The sequence below is a fragment of the Bradyrhizobium sp. NAS80.1 genome (assembly GCF_001908205.1).
Taxonomy (GTDB): domain Bacteria; phylum Pseudomonadota; class Alphaproteobacteria; order Rhizobiales; family Xanthobacteraceae; genus Bradyrhizobium.
In genome coordinates this window covers 1-19207 of record NZ_LGHL01000041.1, presented here as the reverse complement: position 1 = coordinate 19207, position 19207 = coordinate 1, and the positions used below count along the sequence as shown (strand labels likewise).

Below are 19207 nucleotides of genomic sequence, written 5' to 3'. Positions count from 1 at the left end.
GGCACCTCAGGGTGACGGTCAGACACTGAAACATCAGAACAACAAGAGGGATGAACCCATGCAGGACAACGACAATCTTACCATCGAACGCCCGACCTTCGTCACCCATCTCGAATGCGCGATGGAAGGCGATCACTACGCGGCGGACCAGGTCCACAACCTCTCCAAGGCCGGCAAGCCGCTCCTGGTGCGCTACGACCTCGCGGGCGTGAAGAAAGCGCTGACCAAGGACGCGCTCGCCCAACGCCCCGGCGATATGTGGCGCTACCGCGAGCTGCTGCCGGTGCGCAAATGCAAGGACATCGTCTCGCTCGGCGAAGTGACCACGCCGCTGATCCGGCTGCCGAAGCTCGGCGCCAAGCTTGGTGGCGGCGAGATCATCGTGAAGGATGAGGGACGCCTGCCGACCGGCTCGTTCAAGGCGCGCGGCCTCGTGATGGCGGTGTCGATGGGCAAGGCGCTCGGCATCAAGCACATGGCGATGCCGACCAACGGTAACGCTGGCGCGGCGCTGGCGGCCTACGCCACGTCCTGCGGCATCAAGACCACGATCTTCTGCCCGGCCGATACGCCCGAGGTGAATGTCAGCGAGATCGAGCTCCAGGGCGCGACCGTCTACCGCGTCAACGGCTATATCGACGATTGCGGCAAGATCGTCGGCGAGGGCAAGGCCAAGGTCGGCTGGTTCGACACCTCGACGCTGAAGGAGCCGTACCGCATCGAAGGCAAGAAGACGATGGGTCTCGAACTCGCCGAGCAGCTCGGCTGGGACGTGCCCGACGTGATCTTCTATCCGACCGGCGGCGGCACCGGCCTGATCGGCATGTGGAAGGCCTTCGATGAGCTGGAGAAGATCGGCTTCATCGGCTCGAAGCGCCCGCGCATGGTCGCTGTGCAGGCTTCGGGCTGCGCGCCGATGGTGCGCGCCTATGACGCCGGCACGGAGCACGCGACACGCTGGGAGGACGCCCACACCATCGCCTCCGGCATCCGCGTGCCGCAGGCAATCGGCGACTTCCTGATCCTGCGCGCTGTGCGCGAGAGCAAGGGTTTTGCGATTGCGGTCGACGACGACAAAATTTCGTCGGCGCTGAACGAGGTCGCGCGCGAGGAGGGGCTGTTGTTGTGCCCCGAAGGCGCCGCCACCTACGCCGCCTACAAGGAAAGCCTTGCCGACGGCCGGGTCAGCAAGACCGACCGCGTCATGCTGTTCAACTGCGCGACCGGCCTGAAGTACCCGCTGCCGCCGGTCACCCGCACGCTCGATCGCCACAAGCCGATCGATTACACGCAGTTCTAGGCAAAGCCGATGGGCCGGAGCGCGATAATCGCGCTTCGGCGCGTCATTTCGCCTCTTCACGAACGACCCCTCTTCCCGTACGCGGGAAGAGACAAAAAAGAACAATGATATCGCTGGGGAGAAGACAATGAAGAAGGCCATCTGGGCCGGGCTGATCGGTATTCTCGCTGTTGCTGGCGCCGCGCGCGCCGACGACTATCCCTCACATCCCATCACCATCATCGTGCCGTTCGCGGCCGGCGGTCCGTCCGATGCAATGGCGCGCGTGCTCGCCGAGCGGATGCGGGTGTCGCTCGGGCAGCCCCTTGTGATCGAGAACGTCACCGGCGCAGGCGGCTCGATCGGCGTCGGGCGCGCCGTGCAATCGCCGCCGGACGGCTACACCATCTCCTTCGGCCATCTCGGCACCCACGTCGCCAATGGCGCCGTCTACAAGCTCAAATACGACCTCGTCGCCGATCTCGAGCCCGTGGTGCTGCTGCCGAGCAACCCGATGATCGTCGTCAGCAAGAATGCTGTCCCCGCGACGTCGCTGAAAGAGCTCGTTGAATGGCTGAAGTCGCGGCCATCGCCGCCGACCGCCGGTACTGCTGGCGCGGGGTCCGGCAGCCATATCGCGGGCGTTTATTTCGAGAGCGTCAGCGGCGTCAAGCTGCAATACGTGCCGTATCGCGGCACAGCCCCGGCGCTCAACGATCTCATCGCCGGCCAGATCGACGTCATCATCGACCAGACCTCCAACTCCATCAACCAGGTTCGCGCCGGCACCATCCGCGCCTATGCCATTACCGACGGCAAGCGCCTGTCATCGGCGCCGGACATTCCGCCCGCGGAGGAGGCGGGGCTGAAAGGCTTCAACATGACGCTGTGGTCGGGCCTGTGGGTGCCGAAGGGCACCCCGAAGGAGATCGTCACCAAGCTCAATGCAGCGGTGGTGGAAGCGCTGAACGATCCCGCGGTGAAGAAGCAGCTCGAAGGCCAGGGCCTGGAGATGACGCCGAAGGACCAGCTCACCCCCGAGGCCCTCGGCGCCCGCCAGAAGGCCGAGATCGCAAAGTGGTGGCCGATCATCAAGGCCGCGAACATCAAGGTGGATTAAAGCACGTTGCCGCAGCCGCAACGCGGGGCGTCCTGATCGTGAGAAGCCGCAGGGCTCGGCGCGACCGCATCACACCGTGGCGTCACCTGGCCCCGACAGCGCCGTCTCCAGGCATTGAATCAGAACCCGCGTGGAGAACGGCTTCGCGAGAAAGCAGATGGCACCAGCCTTCAGCGCGCGGTCGCGCACGGCGTCGTCGGGAAAAGCCGTCATGAAGATGAAGGGCGTGAGGTGCCCGAGGTCGCGCATATGCATCAACAGATCAATGCCGCTCATGACCGCCATCTGCACGTCCGTGATCACACAGGAGGTGGCGCTCAATTCGGCCGATTGGAGAAATTCGTGAGCGGAGCCAAAGGTGTAGACTGTGTATCCCCGCGACGTCAGGAGGTTGTTCGTCGCAAGGCGAACGGACGGATCGTCATCAATGACTGAAACAGTCGAAGACACTGACAATATGATCGCTCCTGGTCGGGGAGCCGCTGGCCGCGACGCAGCCCACCGGAAAGTGGGCCTCCGGAGCGAGATTGGAAAGCATACTTAGGTTTGCAGGTGTCCCTTTGTGCGTGGGATTCCGAGCGCCTCGGTCATTCTGACGAGATCGGCCAGTGACTTTGCACCCATTTTCCGCATGATCTGCCCGCGATAGATCTTGACGGTGATCTCGGCCAATCCAAGCTCGGCCGCGACCTGCTTGTTCATCAGGCCGGACGCGACCAAGCTGAGGATGTCACGCTGGCGCGCACTCAGGCTCTCGAAGCGGGACCGCACACTCGAGATCGACTTCTCCTCATCGCGCCGCTTGCGATCCCGTTCGATCGCCGCCCGCACCGCATCCAGCATGTCCTGGTCGCGCACCGGCTTGGTCAGAAAATCGACGGCGCCGCTCTTCATGGCCCTGACGGTCATGGGAATGTCGCCATGACCGGTGATGAAGATGATGGGCGTGTGAATGTTGGCCTTGGCGAGGTCCGCCTGGAGGTCGAGGCCGCTCGAGCCCGGCAGGCGAATGTCGAGCACGAGGCAGCTGGGGACCGCCGGCGGTTTGGCGTCCATGACCTCTGCCGCCGAGCCGAAGGCCTCAACCCCGAGGCCGACCGATTGGAAGAGATTGGTCAGCGCGCGCCGCATCGACGGATCGTCATCGACGATCCGGACGATCGGATCATCGGCGCTCGCCCGCGTCGGCTTGGCGTGGTCGGTCACGGCGTGTCCTTGTCCGGCAAGGGCAGGGCGATCTGGAATGTTGCACCGCCTCCGTGATTGGGAAAGGCCGAAAGCCGGCCCGCGTGTGCCTCGATGATCGATCGGCAGATCGAGAGTCCCATCCCCAGGCCGCCCGATTTCGTGGTGAAGAAGGGTGTGAAGATGTGGTCCGCCACGTCCTTGCCAAGGCCGACACCGCGATCCGTCACGGTGAGGAGCAGGCGGGCGTCGCCGTCCTCGTCCGCCCGGCTGGAGCGGATCGCCAGCTCGCGCGGCCGGTCGACATTGGCCTGCATGGCTTCGATCCCGTTCATGACCAGGTTGATCAGCACCTGCTGGAGCTGGATCCGGTCGCCGCAAATTCTTGGCAGGTCGGGCGCCAACTCCATTCTGGCCGACACGGCATGGGTGGCGAGTTCGCGCCGAACGAGGGCCATTGCCTCCCTGACGACCTGATTGATGTCGAGTGGACCCACCTCGATCTCGGTCTTCTTCGCAAGCGCCCTGATACGGCGGATCACCTCGGTGGCCCGATTGGCGTCCTCGATAATCCATTCCGCGGAACGCCGCGCGGCCTTCAGATCGGCAGGTTCGCGGTCGAGCCAGCCAATGCAGGCGTCCGCATTGGAGATCACGGCGGCGAGCGGTTGGGTGATTTCATGGGCAATCGAGGCGGTGAGTTCGCCGAGCGTCGTGACGCGCGTGACATGGGTGAGCTCGGCCTGCGCCTTGCGCAGCGCCTCTTCGGCCTGTTCGGCGCGGATCGCCGCAGTCACGTCGCTGCAGACGCCGCGATAACCGAGGAAATCGCCGGTGGCGTCGAAGAACGGCTTGCCGCTGGTGCGGACGTAGATCGGACACCCGTTGTTGTCTTTGGTGCGGTAGACCAGGTCGCGAAAGGAGAGGTGAGCGTCGAGTGTGGCCCGATGCTGTTGCCATTTTTTCGGTTCGAGCTCGACCTCAGGCGCGATATCCCATCGAGTCATGCCGATCACGCCGGATGGAATTGTTCCAGCAGTGTCGGGATGTTCTGCGATGAGGGTGATCCGGTGGTCCGGTCCGGTCTCCCAGAACCAATCAGATGCGGTTTCGGCATAATCACGGAAGCGCTGCTCGCTCTCACGCAGCTTTCGTTCAGCCTCCTTGGCCGCCGTGATATCCGCCGTCGACCCTACATACTCGATGGATCCGTTCGCGTCCCTCGTCGCCCGAGCCACCCAATGGAGGTGTTTCGTCGAGCCGTCAGGCAGCAGCAGCCGGTACTCATTTTCGAAATCCTTGCCATCGTGGGCTGCCCGAAAGACCTTTTGTTGGGCGGCTGCGCGATCCCCTGGGTGAATGCGCTCGAGCAAGAGCTGGATCGAGGGCTTCGTCAACTCGTCGAATTGGAAGATGCGAAAACTCTCCTTCGACCAGATGATCTCGCCGGTGGCTACTCTCCAGACGAAGCTGCCGGTGTGGCTCAACTCCTGCGCCTCGGCCAGGTTCGCCTCGCTCTGCCGCAGCGCATTCTCCGCCTCCTTGCGCTCGGTGATGTTTTCGCAAGCGACCAGCAGGATCGGCGTGCCGTCGCCGCGCAGCATGGCCTTGGCGTTTTCGCGGACCCAGAGGACCGAGCCGTCCTTCCGGATCTTGCGAATCTCCCAGGTGTGCGACTGGTCCAGGGTATCCAGGCACAACGCGACGCAGCGCCGGACCGTGTCGTGGTCCTCTTCGAAGAAAACGTTCAGCACGGATTGGCCGGTCAGCTCCGCCGCTGTGTAGCCCAGTTGTGCGGCGCCAAACGTATTCACATTGAGCACGGTTCCAGCCGGATCGACCATGAAGTACATGACCGGATTGTGCTCGAACACTTCGCGCCATTGCTTCACGGCGTCGCGCAACTCGATGTTCTGCCGCGAGTCGCCTCCGACCGCGGGCTTATCCTTCTCTCCGTTGCCGGATGACCGAAGCGCCGCAAGGCCGCCGAGGAGGAATTGTGCGGCCGAATTCCCGAACTTTGCGATCTGGCCAAGCATCATCGCAGGCGTCCCGGCGCGCTGGAGTCGTAGCAAGTAGAGCACTTTGCAACAACAGGGGCAATTGCTTGCGACCAAAGTCGGACGCTCGAAACTCGCGGTTGCCGTGCAGCTTGTTAGCCTTACGCCATCTCGTTGCGCAGGTTCGGCGACGACAGCAACACTACGGCACAAACCAACGTATAGCTCGCGCAACCCTAGTTCTAGCGGGAATTTACCTCCGTACAGTTGAGCGATCCGTTGCGGGCGGCCTAGTCTTGCGGCCAATCGAGAGGAGGCGATTGCGGAGCATAAATTGCCGAGAAGCTCGGCGTGTTGCACCCAAAGTCAAGCTCTGTGTCCGCCGCCCTGACTTGCCGGATGACTTGGCAGGGAACGATTGGGAAGCCGCATTTTCCGTGACGAACGTGGTGACCGTGCATTAGCGCACGAGGGAAGCCGGGACCCATAAGAGGCCAAGTGGAGAGGATGATGTGCGATAGCCCTGAACACTCCGAGCGCCGTTCTGCCGCAAAAGGCTGCGCCGTCTGTAGCAGGAAGTTTGGCCTGATCCGATACTATTCCTGGCGAACTCCGCTCTGCTCGAGGAAATGCCTCGATCGCTTTAGGACGCGCCGCGAACGCGACCGTCGGTGGCTGTTCCGATTCCAGGCGGCGTGAGGACCAGCCGCGGGGTCCGCTTCGTTCGATAATTCGGAATCAGGAGGTTGCGTTGTGAACCGTGCTTGCAAGCTCCTCTTGGCGATGACGCTGCCGCTTCCCCTGATGACAGGGGTGGAGGCCGAGGAGGTTGGGCAGGATGGCGCACATCGTCACCATCCGCCGCAGGATCAGCTCCTGCACGAGAAGTTCTATTCGACCTGGCACATGCCCGACAACCCGGTGCTGAGCTGCTGCAACAACGCGGATTGCTACCCGACCGAGATACGCTACGTCGACGGCAAGATCTACGCACGGCGCCGGGAGGACGGGAAGTACATCCTGATCCCGTCCCAGAAGGTAGAGCGAAACAGAGACAATCCTGACGGCCGCAACCATCTTTGCGCGCCGCCGCCGTCCGTCTCTCCGGTCGACACGGTCTACTGCTTCGCGCTGGGAGGTGCGACATGAGGTTCATACTGGTGAACGGCAGAACCCCTTTCCGCAAGACGTTCTGTCTATGGTGCTGCGAGGAGATCAGCGGAAGCTATCTGCGCGACGTGAGCACGCTGCTGCCCTACTGCGACCACGAATGCTACGCGCTCCATCACGAAGCAGTGTCGTTGATCGGGGGGCGCGCGCGAGCAGCGTCTTGAACAGACAGGCGGTCGAGATGATCGACGGATGCGACTTTCGGCAGGGAAGGACACTACGTTGAGATTCATGCTCGTCAATTAGGAGCGACCTCGCCACGGCGTCACCTGTAGCGCCTGCGCCCGGCCGCTGGGCGCGAGTTACCTCCGGCGTGTGTCCACGCAACAGCGATACTGCGACTATGACTGCTACCGTCGATATCAGGAGACGGCCATGGAAATGCTCCGGCCCCACCATAGCTCGCTCGAGGCGATCACGGTGCTCGCGGCTATTTCGAGCTGGAGCTGGATGATGCAGATGGGCGTGCTCTCGCGCTCACTGACCGAGGCGTATCTGCGCGCGCACAACCTTCTGACCACGGAAGGAGGTGACGGCTAGCTGAACGATGCAGGCCGCGCAGAGCCGTCGGCCGCAGTCACCGCGTCCAGCCTCGCGCCGCGTCCAGCCCCGGCGGTCGCGCGACTAGGGCGAGGGGGCTGCGGCTGATACCGTTGGTGCCGTACTCACTTCCTGCGTCGTAACGCGCTGCTCCGATTTCGCGGTGACCACGCTGCTGCTCTCGAACCGTGCGCGGTAGACCAGCACGTTCTCCATCACGCGCTGGACGTAGTTGCGCGTCTCCGACAGCGGGATGCGCTCGACCCAGTCGACCGGATCGACATTGGGATCCCTGGGGTCGCCACGCGCTTGCACCCATTCGCGCACCCGGCCACGGCCGGCATTGTAGCCGGCGAAGGTCATGATCTGGTTGCCGCGATATTCCGACAGCAGCGCGCTGAGTTCGGCGGCGCCCATCTGCGTGTTGTAGACGGGGTCGGAGACCATCCTGTCCCAGTCGTAGGTCAGGCCGAAGCGCTTTGCGGTGTCGCGGCCGGCTTCCGGCGTCACCTGCATCAGCCCGACTGCATTGGCAGACGACTTGTCGCGCTGGTCGAACGAGCTCTCGGTGCGCGCCACCGAGTAGATCACACTGGTCTCGATCGGGGGGGGCGACCTGCTTGTGCTCGGGGATGCCGATGGTCGGGAAGGCGTACTGGTCGAGCGCTAGCCCGCGCGCCAGAGCCGACTTGCCGACCTCCAGCATCACGCGCGCATCGTTGCGCCGGCCGGCGAGCTCGGCGAGCGCTTCGAGCGCTGAGACGTCGGTGCTCTCCTTGGCGAAATCCTCGGCGTAGTAGAACACCACGTCGCGCTCGCCGATACCGTAGAGCATGTCGGCGGCACGCACACGATCGTCCGGGGTATCGGCCGCGGCCAGAACAGGCGAGGGCGGGTGCAGCTCGATCCGGTCGAGCCCGAGTTTGGCGCGGCCCAACTGGCCGTAATAGGCGGTCGGATAGCGCGATGCGGCCTGGTAGCTCATGCGTGCGTCGGCGGTTGCTCCCATGGCCTCGGCGGCGCGGCCGCGCCAGTAATGCGCCCGCGACAGCGCGATCGGATTGACCGAACCCTCGTCGATTGCGGCGAAGTGGACCATCGCCGTCCTGGGATCGTCGAGATAGCGCAGCGCGATCCAGCCGCACATGAAGTGATAGTCGATGCGATAGACCTCCATTGCTGGCACGGCTGCGCTCCGCACCACGTCATAAGCGATCTTGAACTTGCCCTGGTCGAGCAGTTTTCGCGCGAGCAGGCGCCGCTCGCGCCACCAGGCGTCGGTGTCCTGGACCGCCATGGTGTCGGGCGCGGCGGCCAAAATAAGCTCGGCCGCATCGTCGATGCGGTCCTTCTGGAGGTGCCACTGTGCACGGCACAGGACATAGCCGAGGTCGCGGCGTGCTTCGGCCGGCACGTCTTCGAGATAGTCCTTGGCCTTGTCGGCCTTGCCGGTGACCGCGGAGCAGGCCTTGATGATCGCGAGCGCGTCCTCGCCGAGATGCTTGGCTGCGCGCCTCGCAGCGGCGTAGTCCTTGGCGCCGAGGCGCTTGTCCATACGGGCGCGATGGTCGTCGGCGGTCAGGAGATCGCGGAACGCCTCGTAGGACTCCTCCTCGCTGCGCTCAGACAGTTCGTCGGTGCGCCAGGCCTCACGTACGAGCCGCGCGGCCCTGTCGGCCTCTCCCTCAGTGAGCAGGACGCGCGCGAGCGCGAACTTTCCCTTGGCGCTGGTCGGCCGGTCCATCGTGAACTTGTGCACGGTGGCCGCGTCGCTCTTTTCCTGCCACAGCCGTGCCTCGGCGCGCCGGCGCAGCAGCGCGCTGCTCGGCCAGTCCGGATTGGTCGCGAGGAAGGCGGCATAGCGCTTGAAGTTCGCAGTGCTCTCCGAGTGACGCAGCATGAACCAGTCGGCGAGTTTCTGCCCGGCTGGATCGGCGATGCGGTCGCGCGCTGCGCTCGCGTCGTCGGTCTTGCCCTTGCGCGCGAGATCGATGGCGTCCTTCAGCGCGGCGAGGTCACCGGTGAGCGGCGGCGGCGCCGGCTTGTCCGAGGACTCGTCGTCCGGCTTCTTCGACTTGCGCCTGGCCTCGGCGTGCTTGCTATGCTTGCCGGCGGCGGCATGGCGCTGCTTGCCGGACTTGCCGCTGGCCTTTGCTTCATGCGTCTTCTTCGACGCGGACGATTTGTGATTGCTCTTCGCTGCCAACTCGGTGGGAAGGAAGGCCATTGCGGCCACGGCAACGACACACGCGAGCGAGCGTAGGCACTGGTTCATTCCATGGTCCCCCTGCGAAACCACTACAAACCAAAGTCCGCAACGACATGCGGCTTGAGAATCAAAAACGACGCCGAGGATGATGACACGGCATCGCTTCGGATTGGCTACGCTCCCGCAACAATGCGGCAAAATACGGATGAGAACTCGGGAACTTCCGAAAGGGCCGAAAAGGCAGCGTCCTTAATCCGTGTTAACGAATGCGGCTCGCGCGACGGTTGTGCGATCCGGGCCGCCGCAAACGGCCAGATTGCGCGTGTTCCCGCGGCCAAATCCGGTGTATTGAGTTCCCTCGAGCCATCCCTTGAGCCCCTTGCCCGTACCTATGCCGCTTTTCAACCAGTCGATCAGGCGCAAGATCGTCGGCATCGCCCTCGGATTGATCGTCCTGATGCTGGTCACCTCGATCCTGTCGATGGTGATGTCGAGCAAGGTCGGCATCCTCCTTGATGAGCTGACCAACCGTTACATTCCGGCCTACGGGCATCTGGCACGCGCCAATATCCGCTCGCTGGAGCGATCGGTGGCGCTTCGGCGGATGGTCATGATGAAGATGCAGGAGTCCTCGGACGAGGAGGCCTATGCGGCGCGCCTGCGCGAGTTCCAGGAAGCTGACCGCAAGATCGAAGAGGAGGCCGAGGGCGCGCGCACGCTCATCAATGCCATCATCGACGATCCCAGGACGCCGTCCGACAATGCGGCCCTGGCGCGGATCGAGACCCGCCTAGAGACCGCCGTCACCGAGATACGCCGCGACATGAATGAGGACCACGCCAGGCTTCTCAAGCAAGTCGAGGCCAAGCAGATGCCGGAAGCTCGCGGCACGCTGGAACACCTCGACGCGCTGCGCGACGCGTTCAACCAGAAGATCGACATGATCCGCGCCGACATGCTGAAGCAAGTCTTCGTCAGTACCTCGCAGGTCGTCAGCCATCAGAGTCAGGCGATCATCATTTCAGGCGTCGTCACTCTCCTCGCAGCGGTCGTCGGATTCGCCTTCGCGCTCCTGGTCTCCAGCGGCATCACGCGCCCGGTGCGCCTCTTGCTGGCCGGCACCCGCGAGGTCGAGGCGGGCCGCTTCGACAAGACCATTACCGTCTCGACGAAGGACGAGATCGGCGAGCTCGCCGCCGCCTTCAATCGCATGATCGAGCAGCTCCGGCAGAACGAGCGCGTCCGCGAGACCTTTGGCCGCTACATCGATCCGAAGGTGGTGCAGGGCCTGATCGACCGGCCGGAGGTCGCCATCGATGGCCAGCGTCGGGTGATGACCATCATGTTCTGCGACATGAGCGGCTTCACCTCGATGAGCGAGGGCATGACCCCGCGCGGCCTCGTCAAGGTGATGAACCACTATTTCACGGTGATGTCCGGCCCGATCCGGAACAATCGCGGCATCATCGACAAATATATCGGCGACGCCATCATGGCCTATTGGGGCCCGCCCTTCATCGAGGAGGACGAGCCGGCGCTGCTCGCCTGCTTCGCCGCCATCGACATGGCCGACCAGGTGCCCGCGCTACAGAAGCAGTTGCCGGACCTGTTGGGCATCCGCGCGATGCCGGCGCCGTGCGACTTGCGGATCGGCGTCGCCACCGGCGAGGTCCTGACCGGCAGCATTGGCTCCGAGCTGATGATGAGCTTTACGGTAATGGGCGATGCCGTGAACCTTGCCTCGCGCTTGGAGACCGTCAACAAGGTCTACGGCACGCGCATCCTGATCTCACAGGCAACTGCCGACGCGATCGGCTCGGCTTGCGAGCTGCGCGAGATCGATCGCCTGACGGTCGTTGGCCAGAGCGTGCCGCAAGCCATTTTCGAGGTGATGAGCAAGGCGCACGGGCTTAGCGTCCCGCAGGAGAGCCTGCGCGCGCACTATGCCGAAGGCCTCGCCGCTTATCGCGCACAGCGTTTCGACGAGGCGCGCACGGCATTCAACGCCGCGCTCGAAGCTGTCCCTGGTGACGGTCCCTCGCGCACGCTGCTCGACCGCATCGCGCAGTTCGAGGCCCATCCGCCGGCGGCCGATTGGGACGGCGCCTGGCGGCTGGAGCAGAAATAGCCGTCCTTGCCGTCCCAGGCGCAGCGCCACAGAGGTCGGACGTAAGCCGCGACTCCGCCGTGTGTCGTCGAGGTGGAGATCGACTGCGTCGGCCTCCTGCACAGCAGGATAGCCGACGAGCTCCGAATGCTCTGCGGCGACGCAAACAAACCGCCACCGCGGTTGCCTTAGTTATCTACCTTCGCCCCAGGCGGCAGATGCTCCGGCTACTCCTCCGACATCGGGGCACCCCGCTCAAGCCGAACAAAAACGCTTCTACTTGATAACGATGTTGGTAGTGACCTATTTCCCGGGCTTAGGTTAAGTGTCCTTGAGGCGTTTGATGGGGACACGCCAATGACAGAACTTGAGGACAGGCTGGAGCGGTTCGAGACACTCACCGCCGAATGCGAGCTGATCGCCAAGCTCGCCACCGACAGCAAGAAGCGCGAATTTTACCTGAGGCTTGGGGAGCAATACCGCCAGCTGGCTGCGGATATGCGGCAGGTGATCGCGTCCAGGGCCGCTGCCTGACACCGGCGAGAAACGCGGTTGCGATCGAGGCACGACGCGGAGCATCCGTGTCTTTGCGGGGCATCGTGCGGCTGCAATCCGTTCCTAACATTTGACCGCATCCTCGTTGCGAAGCGGGGAATATCGTGCTGCGATCTTTCGCAGTGGGAATGCGCTCGCCTGGCTCCTATGCCGCCGTGGCACTGCACTTCGCAGCCACGGTCTGGCACGCTGCCGTGATGCGCGATGGAACGATGACGCGGGCGGCAGGCCCTCGAGGTCGCGTGCGATGCGGAACATAGGCGCGGACTGTCGGGCGCTAGGTACGGTCATGACGACGGCCGCATCCTGCTGGCCCAACGCTTCAAGGCGACCACCGTCCAGACCGTCTCGACGAGCCCGAACGGCCATGCGCCCTGGAGGAAGCCGTAAGTCCCGCTGAGCGCGCACGCCGCCGCAAAGGCCAGCACATAATGCGGGCCGCGCAGCTCGAGCGCGTAGAACAGCAGCATCGCGCTGACCGACAGAAATCCGAAGATCGTCAGGGTGTCCATCAGCTCGACGGCGGCTTTGGCTTGGCGGTCCCGAGCGCGTGGAAGACGGCTGGCCCCATGATCGGCCACAGCGCCGCTGTTGCGGTCAGGACCGTCGCGACACACATCGCGGCCAGCACCGACGATCGGATTTTCAAACCGGTCGTCAGCGATCGCCAGACGATCCAGCCCCAGGCACAGGCCACCACAGCGATCGACAGTATCGTCATCAGGCCGTGCGCACGGTCCAGCACTGCGATCAGGCTGCCTGCGCTGGCGAGCACGACAGCGGGCAGCGTAAAGGGCAGCACACAGCACGCCGTGCAGGCCGCAGCAACAACTGCAGTCGCGACTGCGGTCCCCGCGGCCTTGCCTCCGCCTTGCTCGGTCTTGGCCGCGCAGCCGCATCCTGGCGACGTCTCAGACGGGAGGTTGCAGGACGGTCCAATAACGCTCATGTGATTCTCCTCATGCTTGTGCGTCAGGGACCTGATCGCTACGCCCTCAAGCCACTTGAGGTTCAAGCGAAAAGTGAGAGCTTCCATGAGAATTGGCGTGCTTGCCAGGGCGGCCGGCGTTTCGGTCCCGACCATTCGTTATTACGAGAGCGCCGGACTTCTGACGCCACCGGGGCGGCAAGGCGGCCAGCGCATCTATGGCGGCGAGGACCTCAAGGCGCTCCGGCTCATCAGGCACTGCCGCGAGCTCGACTTCTCGATCGACGAGACACGCGAGATCCTCGCATCGGTTCAGCGGCGACTGCCGTGCAGCGAGACGAAGACGTATGCGGAGAAGCATCTCGGATCAATCAGGAAGAAGATCGCGGAGCTGCGTGCGCTGGAGGCGACGGTGGCTGCGCTGGTCAGTGGATGTGAGGCGACATGCAGCGGCAGTGCCGCGCCGGATTGCGTGATCCTGCAGGCGGGCGTAGCGAACTGCGGTTGACAGAAGCGCGCCGTCTGAGGGCTGGCACGGCCGATTTTGAGTTGTGGGCTGGCTCGCGCCTCTCCTCAGAACATTGACGGGCGGGCACCCACAAGCCGGGCACTGAGCGTCCGTGGCGCGACTTCGTTCCATTCGATTGGTGAAATCTTTGTGACGAGCCTTCGAGGGTTTCGACGGCGTCTTGGGTGCGCGCGGGTTGACAGCTCAGTCCGCCGGGGCTTCTATTTAAGGCATCGGGGATCTGCGATCTCCCCGTGAGGCGACATGCCCAAGAATCGCGTCCTGATCACCAAGGACGCAGCATGTCCAACTCATACATTCCGTTTCATTCGACAGATTGTCTCGGCCGGCGAATGCGCCGGCGCTCGCTCGGGTGGTTCTCGCCTGAGCGGGCGAAACAACTTCACCTGGGGCGGGAACACGACCAGGAGAATGAGGATGCGAATACAAACGATCTATCGAGCCGCGGTCTTGTTGGCGGCAACTGCAGCACTGTCACCGGTCCATGCCCTGACCCAGCAAGAACTCGTCGCCAAGCTCCAGGCAGCTGGCTACTCAGAGGTCACCGACATCAAGTCGACCGCCGAAGGCACGACCGTCAGGGCAGTAAAAGACGGCAAGGAAGTGCGGCTTGTCGTCGACAGCGGCGGCCAGATCAAGGAGCGAAACTGAGGTTTAGGAGCGTGCGATGAGAAGAACAATCTGGACCTGGATCGGAATCGCCGTTTGCCTCCTCGGATTACCGTCTGAGGCGTTCGTCTCGACAGCCCGTGCGCAGGATGTCGATTGGCAGAAGGTCGACGAGACGTTAGGCCGGAAGCCGGCCGTCTCCGGTGACGTGCATCGTTACGGCTTCCCGCGGACTGATCTCTCGGTGACGTTGGACGGGGTGACGATCAAGCCGGCCTTGGCGCTCGGCGGTTGGGTCGCGTTCAAGCCCGCGCATGGCGGCGCCATGATCATGGGCGACCTCGTCCTGCTGGAAACCGAGATCAATCCAGTGATGGCGAAAATGATCGCGAGCGGGCTCCAGATTACGGCCGTCCACAATCATCTGCTGCGCGCCACGCCGGCGACGTTCTACATGCATGTTGCCGGTCGCGGCGATCCCGCCAAATTGGCCTCGGCCATCCACAGTTCACTCGCCGAGAGCAAGACGCCGCTGACTGTTGCGGCGCCGTCCAGCCCGCCGCCTGCGGTCGATCTCGACACAGCGCAGCTCGATCAGATCATGGGCGTCAAGGGACAGGCCAACAGCGGTGTCTACGCGTTCACCGTGCCGCGCCGCGATCCCATCAGCGAAGGCGGCATGCCGTTGAGTCCGGCCGGGCCGATGGGGGTTGCGACCGGCATCAACTTCCAGCCGACCGGCGGCGGCAAGGCCGCCATCACCGGCGATTTCGTTCTGTCGGGCGAAGAGGTGAACCCGGTGATTGCGGCGCTGCGCGCGAACGGCATCGAAGTGACCGCACTGCACAGCCACATGCTGGACGAGCAGCCGCGGCTCTTCTTCATGCATTTCTGGGCCGATGACGACGCGATCAAGCTCGCCAAGGGCCTGCGGGCCGCGCTCGACAAGACCGCGAGCACGAAGGGTTGACCGCAGAAGCAGCGGACGCAGGTCCGCTGCTCGTCACGAAATGATTTCGTGCAGGCCCGTCCACCCGGTGTAGAGACCGACGAAGACGATCAAGGCTGCCGATACGTAGGGCGCACGGTGGGCGAAGCGGCTGAATCCGCCCCAGTGTCGTTCGACGTGCCGCAAACTGAGCGCTGCCACAACGCCTGCCGACACCATCGTGATCGCTAACCCGATTCCAAAGGACAGCACCAGGACGAAGCCAAGGCTGAACTGCTTCAATTGAATGCACAGCAGCAACACGGTGATCGCGGCGGGACAGGGGATCAGTCCACCGGTGAGACCGAAGAGGACAATCTGCGCGGTCGTGGCCGTGCGTCTGGCGAAGCGCTTGCGGATGTCGGCCGCATGGGCGCGCGCGTGAGCGTCGTCCGCTTCGCCGAGATCCATGTGGTCGTGATCGTGCTCCTCGAACAGGAGCTCGGTGGAGTCGCCGGCGAGCGCGACGCGCGCCTTGAACGCGTGCGGCTCCGGAATCTCTTCGGCACTCTCTAGGTATCCATTCCGGGCGACGAATGCGAATGTCTGCTCCGTGCCGTCCTCGCGAATGGTCGTCACCTGGATGTCGCCGGCGGGCGGGAGCGCGCCGTTCTCGCTCCGGATCCGCCAGTGAGGGGGAACGCCGTCTTCGAAGACCTCCAGCGAGAGCGACGACCCGCCGAGTGAAATTGATTGTGGCTCGTCGTGGTGGTGACGATCGTGCTCGTCGTTCTGCTCCCGCCATGTGCGCCAGACCATCCAGCCGGCGATGCCGATGATGATGGCGGCGGACGCCAGCTGCAGATATGCTTCGCTGCGTTCGCCGGACAGTTCCTGGCCGAAATAGAGCCCTGCGAGCGCGATCGCCCAGACGATAGCAGTATGGGAGATGGTCGCCGACAGACCGAGGAGCACGGCCTGAAGCACGGTCCCCCCTCACGGCGATGATGAACGCGGCCATCATGGTCTTGGAATGACCGGGCTCGAGGCCGTGCAGCGCGCCGAGCAGGATGGCGCTGGGAACGAACAGCCATGCGTGGGCGCTGCTCTGTTGGAGCAGTTGCGGCAGATCGGTCATCTAACTCACTTCAAATAGGTTCGGACGACGTCGATGAGGTCGGCGGCGCCCTTGGCCTTCTCCGGATCCCTTTCGTGTGCGGGATCCACGACGTGATGGCGGATGTGATCTTCCAGCAGCTCGGTTGTGAGACCGCTGATCGCGCCCTTTACCGAAGCCACCAACATCAGGACATCGGCGCAGCCGATCTCCGACTCGAGCGCGCGCTCGACGGCCTCAAGCTGTCCCTTGATGCGCCGGACGCGGCCGATGAGCTTCGACTTCTGCTTGATAGTGTGTGACATGCAAATAAGATAGGGGGGTACCCTATATTAGTCAACGCTCCGTAATTATCGAACCGCAACCGGCGCGCGGACGATGGATGCCGGGACATGACCGTAGGGAAAACGGCCCGGAGGGACCGGGGGGCTCCGGGCCGAGTGTTTCCTCCACTAGAGACCCCTCGTGCGGCGAGGAGGCCACGCCTCGAAGGAAACACCACGGTCAACCGCAGAACACGCGGCGCGGCAAATATCTTTCTGGTAAGGCAGATTAATTCGACGCAAGGTAGATGATTGGGATGCGCGCCTTGGTGGTCGGTGCGCCTTTAGCCGGGCGCGCCAGCGGGCGATTAGCTCCGCTGTCCGGACTGAGGCGAATATCCTCAGTCCTGATTTGGTCGAACGTCAGCGATGACGCTCCATCCGCAGCTTTGCTGCTTCTCATGCGTCCATCGAATGCGTCAATTTTCTAGTCGCAGGAAGCCCGGGACGAGCCTCAATAGCAGGGCGGATAGGGATAGTAACCACAAGCCCTGCGGTAGCCATACGCTCCGTAAGCCGCAGCTCCCGCCGCTGCCGCACCATAGTAAGCTCGCCGATGCACCCTGCGATTAACGCCACCTACGCTCATCGGTGTGAGTGGTCGGCCAACTCTCGCCTCAGCATTGTCAAGGGATACGGATAGCACTTTCGCCGGCGAGTAATGGAGCGACAACGGAGCTGCCGTAAAGAGCGCAGCAGACACGATCAATCCAAGAAGCTTGAGATTTCTTGTCATGTCGTTCTCTCCCTGTAGAGCGGTCATCAAACAGAACGTGACATGGCGCCTGACGTCCCGCTGTTGATCTGAATCAACAGGAACCTGCTTCGAATGCGCCGCCAGAATGGAGCCGAGCTTTACCGTCGTAGGACCGCATTGGTGTTGTGCGTCGCTGCAGCATCCGACACGGCGATGACCTCTGGGCCTAGAAACAGAAGTGCATGCGAGCATGGATCGGCGTCCGCTCTGCCACCCACAGCGAACACGACGGCGACTTCGGCGCGTTTCAGCTCAGGGCGAGGAGGAGAAGCGGTGAGGGCAATTGATCTAAATCAACGTCAGAGTGCTGCTCGCCACCAATCTCTCGTTGCGGGCAGGAAAGGGAGAGGTCCAATGATCAGATTGATTGCGGGTACTGCCTTTGCCTTGTCGGTCGCAACATCGGTGCAGGCTATGACCCCTGCGCCAATTCCCCGGCCGGACGACGTGGTCACGCGCGTCGCTTTTGGCTGCGGCGTAGGCCAGACGCTGGTCAACGGTGAGTGCGTGGCAAGAACCGTTATCCTCCAAGCCCGCCGCCAGGCGCGGCGCCAAGCATATGTAGGTGCTCCCAGTGCAGTAGGTGCTCCCTATGCTGACGGCGGACGCCTCTACGTAACGCCCTTTGTAGGCGTAGGACAGGGCTATTATACCGAACCTCACTACTCCATCTATAATCGGTACGTCTCCGTTACTGGTGACCCCTGGTACGCTGTGCGGGCCTTTTACGCGGGTGGCCCTTGGTACATTGGCAGCAACGGTTGGGATGACTACGCGTCGCGCAACGGCATTGGCTGTACTCCGGGCACTGTAGCCAAAGGCGGCGACAACATAATGTACGTTTGCCAGTAGGCACAGAGACACGAAGGGCGCCCCAAAAGGACCGCCTCTTTGTGTCGGGTAATCGCCAACGACAGATGAAGGTGAACTACGTTTTTCAGAACGCCCGCAGCCATCAGCGTGGCGGTACTGGCGGTGCACCAACAGCCATGAGCGCGCCCCACAAACGACCAAGCTAAAATGCGAACCAGGCTTTAGCGACGACCGTTGCACTGCACCAGTTTGAGACCAGGCCGGCCGGGTTGGTATTGGGATTAACGCTGCCACCCGGCCGCGCGTTTGGATCTCCGGTCAAGACAAAGCAGTTTTCCTTCGACAGATTGGTGTCGTAGTAGCGCAGGTCGAGGTTGAAGGCCTTGTAGGTGAAGGTCACGCCCGCATGCCAATTGAGGTAGGCGGGTAACGGGAAGCCGCCGAGCTGCGGAGCCTGATTACCAAACCAGAAATAGCCTGTAGCAGTCGTGAACGACACGCTCAGGTTCTTCGGGAGCAGACGATTTGGCACGTCGTAGCCCAACCCGGCGGCCACATATTGACTCCAGGCGCCAGTGTTCGAGACATTCGGTGAATAGGCGTAACCGGCGGCGACGCGGAACGACTCGCCGATGTTTTTATCGCCGCGGATAGCCGCCTCCCAATAGTTGATGCCATTCGTCAAGCCGGGAAGCTTTTCTCCGGGATAGGCGAAATAGGTCACGCCGAGATCGAAGTCGATATTTGCGATCTTCGGGCGAATACCGCTTGCCACGGTGAACTCACCGACTGGTTGGGTCGGCAGCGTCACGGTGGCAACTGTAGCGCCGGCATAGACAGAGCCAAACCTTGCTTCAAAGGCGGCCCCGGCCGCGGGCTTGCGATCGTTCAGCGTCGTCCCGCGATAAATGTAGTCAGATGCAACCCCCGCACGGGCGCTAACTTCGTAAGCATCCGGCGTGGGCCACAGGCGGGTTAGTCATCACGCAGCGTCATCAGTTCGTAGATTACGCCGCTTGCGCAGCTATCGCTGATCCC

Annotated in this window: 17 protein-coding genes and 2 pseudogenes; 10 read left to right on the top strand and 9 right to left on the bottom strand. The window is 63.1% G+C overall.

Annotated elements, in window-relative coordinates:
• Window positions 1–58: 58 nt before the first annotated feature.
• A complete protein-coding gene (locus AC629_RS10200; protein ID WP_084804662.1) occupies window positions 59–1300 on the top strand; it encodes a threonine synthase in 1242 nt (413 codons plus the stop codon).
• Window positions 1301–1427: 127 nt separating this feature from the next.
• Window positions 1428–2399 (top strand): tripartite tricarboxylate transporter substrate binding protein BugD, encoded by a 972-nt coding sequence (locus tag AC629_RS10195; RefSeq protein ID WP_084804661.1) that lies wholly within the window; start codon window positions 1428–1430, stop codon window positions 2397–2399.
• Window positions 2400–2468: 69 nt separating this feature from the next.
• Here the strand turns inward: AC629_RS10195 and AC629_RS10190 are convergent, their stop codons facing one another.
• The 3 genes from AC629_RS10190 to AC629_RS10180 form a co-directional block, all read right to left on the bottom strand.
• A complete protein-coding gene (locus AC629_RS10190; protein ID WP_143199038.1) occupies window positions 2469–2849 on the bottom strand; it encodes a response regulator in 381 nt (126 codons plus the stop codon).
• Between the two features lie 90 nt (window positions 2850–2939).
• Window positions 2940–3605 (bottom strand): response regulator transcription factor, encoded by a 666-nt coding sequence (locus AC629_RS10185; protein ID WP_084804659.1) that lies wholly within the window; start codon window positions 3603–3605, stop codon window positions 2940–2942.
• A complete protein-coding gene (locus tag AC629_RS10180) occupies window positions 3602–5626 on the bottom strand; it encodes a PAS domain-containing sensor histidine kinase (RefSeq protein WP_084804711.1) in 2025 nt (674 codons plus the stop codon). The genes AC629_RS10185 and AC629_RS10180 overlap by 4 nt, the downstream gene beginning before the upstream one ends.
• A gap of 711 nt (window positions 5627–6337) precedes the next feature.
• Here AC629_RS10180 and AC629_RS10170 point away from each other — a divergent pair.
• The 3 genes from AC629_RS10170 (at window position 6338) to AC629_RS48505 (ending at window position 7294) form a co-directional block, all read left to right on the top strand.
• Window positions 6338–6733 (top strand): hypothetical protein, encoded by a 396-nt coding sequence (locus tag AC629_RS10170; protein WP_084804657.1) that lies wholly within the window; start codon window positions 6338–6340, stop codon window positions 6731–6733.
• Window positions 6730–6918 (top strand): hypothetical protein, encoded by a 189-nt coding sequence (locus AC629_RS10165; RefSeq protein WP_084804656.1) that lies wholly within the window; start codon window positions 6730–6732, stop codon window positions 6916–6918. Before AC629_RS10170 ends, AC629_RS10165 begins: the two co-directional genes overlap by 4 nt.
• A 211-nt stretch (window positions 6919–7129) precedes the next feature.
• Window positions 7130–7294: a hypothetical protein gene (locus AC629_RS48505; protein ID WP_245331785.1), complete on the top strand. Its 165-nt coding sequence runs from the start codon at window positions 7130–7132 to the stop codon at window positions 7292–7294.
• A gap of 84 nt (window positions 7295–7378) precedes the next feature.
• On the opposite strand, the pseudogene AC629_RS10155 reads toward AC629_RS48505, so the two are convergent.
• Window positions 7379–9569 (bottom strand): annotated as a pseudogene (locus tag AC629_RS10155) (lytic transglycosylase domain-containing protein).
• A gap of 325 nt (window positions 9570–9894) precedes the next feature.
• Between AC629_RS10155 and AC629_RS10150 the strand changes: the two are divergent.
• Window positions 9895–11631 carry an adenylate/guanylate cyclase domain-containing protein gene (locus AC629_RS10150; RefSeq protein WP_084804655.1) on the top strand — a complete coding sequence of 579 codons (1737 nt, stop codon included), beginning with the start codon at window positions 9895–9897 and terminating at the stop codon, window positions 11629–11631.
• A gap of 336 nt (window positions 11632–11967) precedes the next feature.
• Complete coding sequence (locus AC629_RS46650) at window positions 11968–12144, top strand: hypothetical protein (RefSeq protein WP_167561324.1); 177 nt, start codon at window positions 11968–11970, stop codon at window positions 12142–12144.
• Between the two features lie 308 nt (window positions 12145–12452).
• On the opposite strand, the gene AC629_RS10145 is transcribed toward AC629_RS46650, so the two are convergent.
• Entirely contained in the window at window positions 12453–12677 is a 225-nt protein-coding gene (locus tag AC629_RS10145; RefSeq protein ID WP_084804654.1) for a hypothetical protein, read from the bottom strand.
• On the bottom strand, window positions 12677–13114 hold the full coding sequence (locus tag AC629_RS10140; protein ID WP_143199036.1) for a hypothetical protein: 438 nt from the start codon (window positions 13112–13114) through the stop codon (window positions 12677–12679). Before AC629_RS10140 ends, AC629_RS10145 begins: the two co-directional genes overlap by 1 nt.
• Before the next feature lie 85 nt (window positions 13115–13199).
• Between AC629_RS10140 and AC629_RS10135 the strand changes: the two genes are divergently transcribed.
• The 3 genes from AC629_RS10135 to AC629_RS10125 all read left to right on the top strand — a co-directional run bounded on the left by AC629_RS10135 (window position 13200) and on the right by AC629_RS10125 (window position 15201).
• Entirely contained in the window at window positions 13200–13601 is a 402-nt protein-coding gene (locus tag AC629_RS10135; RefSeq protein ID WP_084804652.1) for a MerR family transcriptional regulator, read from the top strand.
• Between the two features lie 438 nt (window positions 13602–14039).
• A complete protein-coding gene (locus AC629_RS10130) occupies window positions 14040–14273 on the top strand; it encodes a PepSY domain-containing protein (RefSeq protein WP_084804651.1) in 234 nt (77 codons plus the stop codon).
• A gap of 16 nt (window positions 14274–14289) precedes the next feature.
• Window positions 14290–15201 carry a DUF1259 domain-containing protein gene (locus AC629_RS10125; RefSeq protein WP_084804650.1) on the top strand — a complete coding sequence of 304 codons (912 nt, stop codon included), beginning with the start codon at window positions 14290–14292 and terminating at the stop codon, window positions 15199–15201.
• Between the two features lie 33 nt (window positions 15202–15234).
• Here the strand turns inward: AC629_RS10125 and AC629_RS10120 are convergent.
• From AC629_RS10120 to AC629_RS10100, 3 genes and pseudogenes are all read right to left on the bottom strand, one after another.
• Window positions 15235–16297, bottom strand: a pseudogene (locus tag AC629_RS10120) (HoxN/HupN/NixA family nickel/cobalt transporter).
• Window positions 16298–16302: 5 nt separating this feature from the next.
• Window positions 16303–16581: a metal/formaldehyde-sensitive transcriptional repressor gene (locus AC629_RS10115; protein ID WP_084804649.1), complete on the bottom strand. Its 279-nt coding sequence runs from the start codon at window positions 16579–16581 to the stop codon at window positions 16303–16305.
• Window positions 16582–18371: 1790 nt separating this feature from the next.
• Window positions 18372–19139, bottom strand: a complete 768-nt coding sequence (locus AC629_RS10100) for a TorF family putative porin (RefSeq protein WP_084804648.1) — start codon at window positions 19137–19139, stop codon at window positions 18372–18374.
• Between the last annotated feature and the right edge of the window lie 68 nt (window positions 19140–19207).

Excerpts from the sequence above, each read along its gene's own strand:
- AC629_RS10130 (WP_084804651.1), top strand. The coding sequence starts at position 14,040 with ATGCGAATACAAACGATCTATCGAGCCGCGGTCTTGTTGGCGGCAACT.
- AC629_RS10180 (WP_084804711.1), bottom strand. The coding sequence starts at position 5,626 with ATGATGCTTGGCCAGATCGCAAAGTTCGGGAATTCGGCCGCACAATTC.
- AC629_RS10195 (WP_084804661.1), top strand. The coding sequence starts at position 1,428 with ATGAAGAAGGCCATCTGGGCCGGGCTGATCGGTATTCTCGCTGTTGCT.
- AC629_RS10125 (WP_084804650.1), top strand. The coding sequence starts at position 14,290 with ATGAGAAGAACAATCTGGACCTGGATCGGAATCGCCGTTTGCCTCCTC.
- AC629_RS10135 (WP_084804652.1), top strand. The coding sequence starts at position 13,200 with ATGAGAATTGGCGTGCTTGCCAGGGCGGCCGGCGTTTCGGTCCCGACC.
- AC629_RS10145 (WP_084804654.1), bottom strand. The coding sequence starts at position 12,677 with ATGGACACCCTGACGATCTTCGGATTTCTGTCGGTCAGCGCGATGCTG.
- AC629_RS10165 (WP_084804656.1), top strand. The coding sequence starts at position 6,730 with ATGAGGTTCATACTGGTGAACGGCAGAACCCCTTTCCGCAAGACGTTC.
- AC629_RS48505 (WP_245331785.1), top strand. The coding sequence starts at position 7,130 with ATGGAAATGCTCCGGCCCCACCATAGCTCGCTCGAGGCGATCACGGTG.
- AC629_RS10200 (WP_084804662.1), top strand. The coding sequence starts at position 59 with ATGCAGGACAACGACAATCTTACCATCGAACGCCCGACCTTCGTCACC.
- AC629_RS46650 (WP_167561324.1), top strand. The coding sequence starts at position 11,968 with ATGACAGAACTTGAGGACAGGCTGGAGCGGTTCGAGACACTCACCGCC.
- AC629_RS10140 (WP_143199036.1), bottom strand. The coding sequence starts at position 13,114 with ATGAGCGTTATTGGACCGTCCTGCAACCTCCCGTCTGAGACGTCGCCA.
- AC629_RS10150 (WP_084804655.1), top strand. The coding sequence starts at position 9,895 with ATGCCGCTTTTCAACCAGTCGATCAGGCGCAAGATCGTCGGCATCGCC.
- AC629_RS10115 (WP_084804649.1), bottom strand. The coding sequence starts at position 16,581 with ATGTCACACACTATCAAGCAGAAGTCGAAGCTCATCGGCCGCGTCCGG.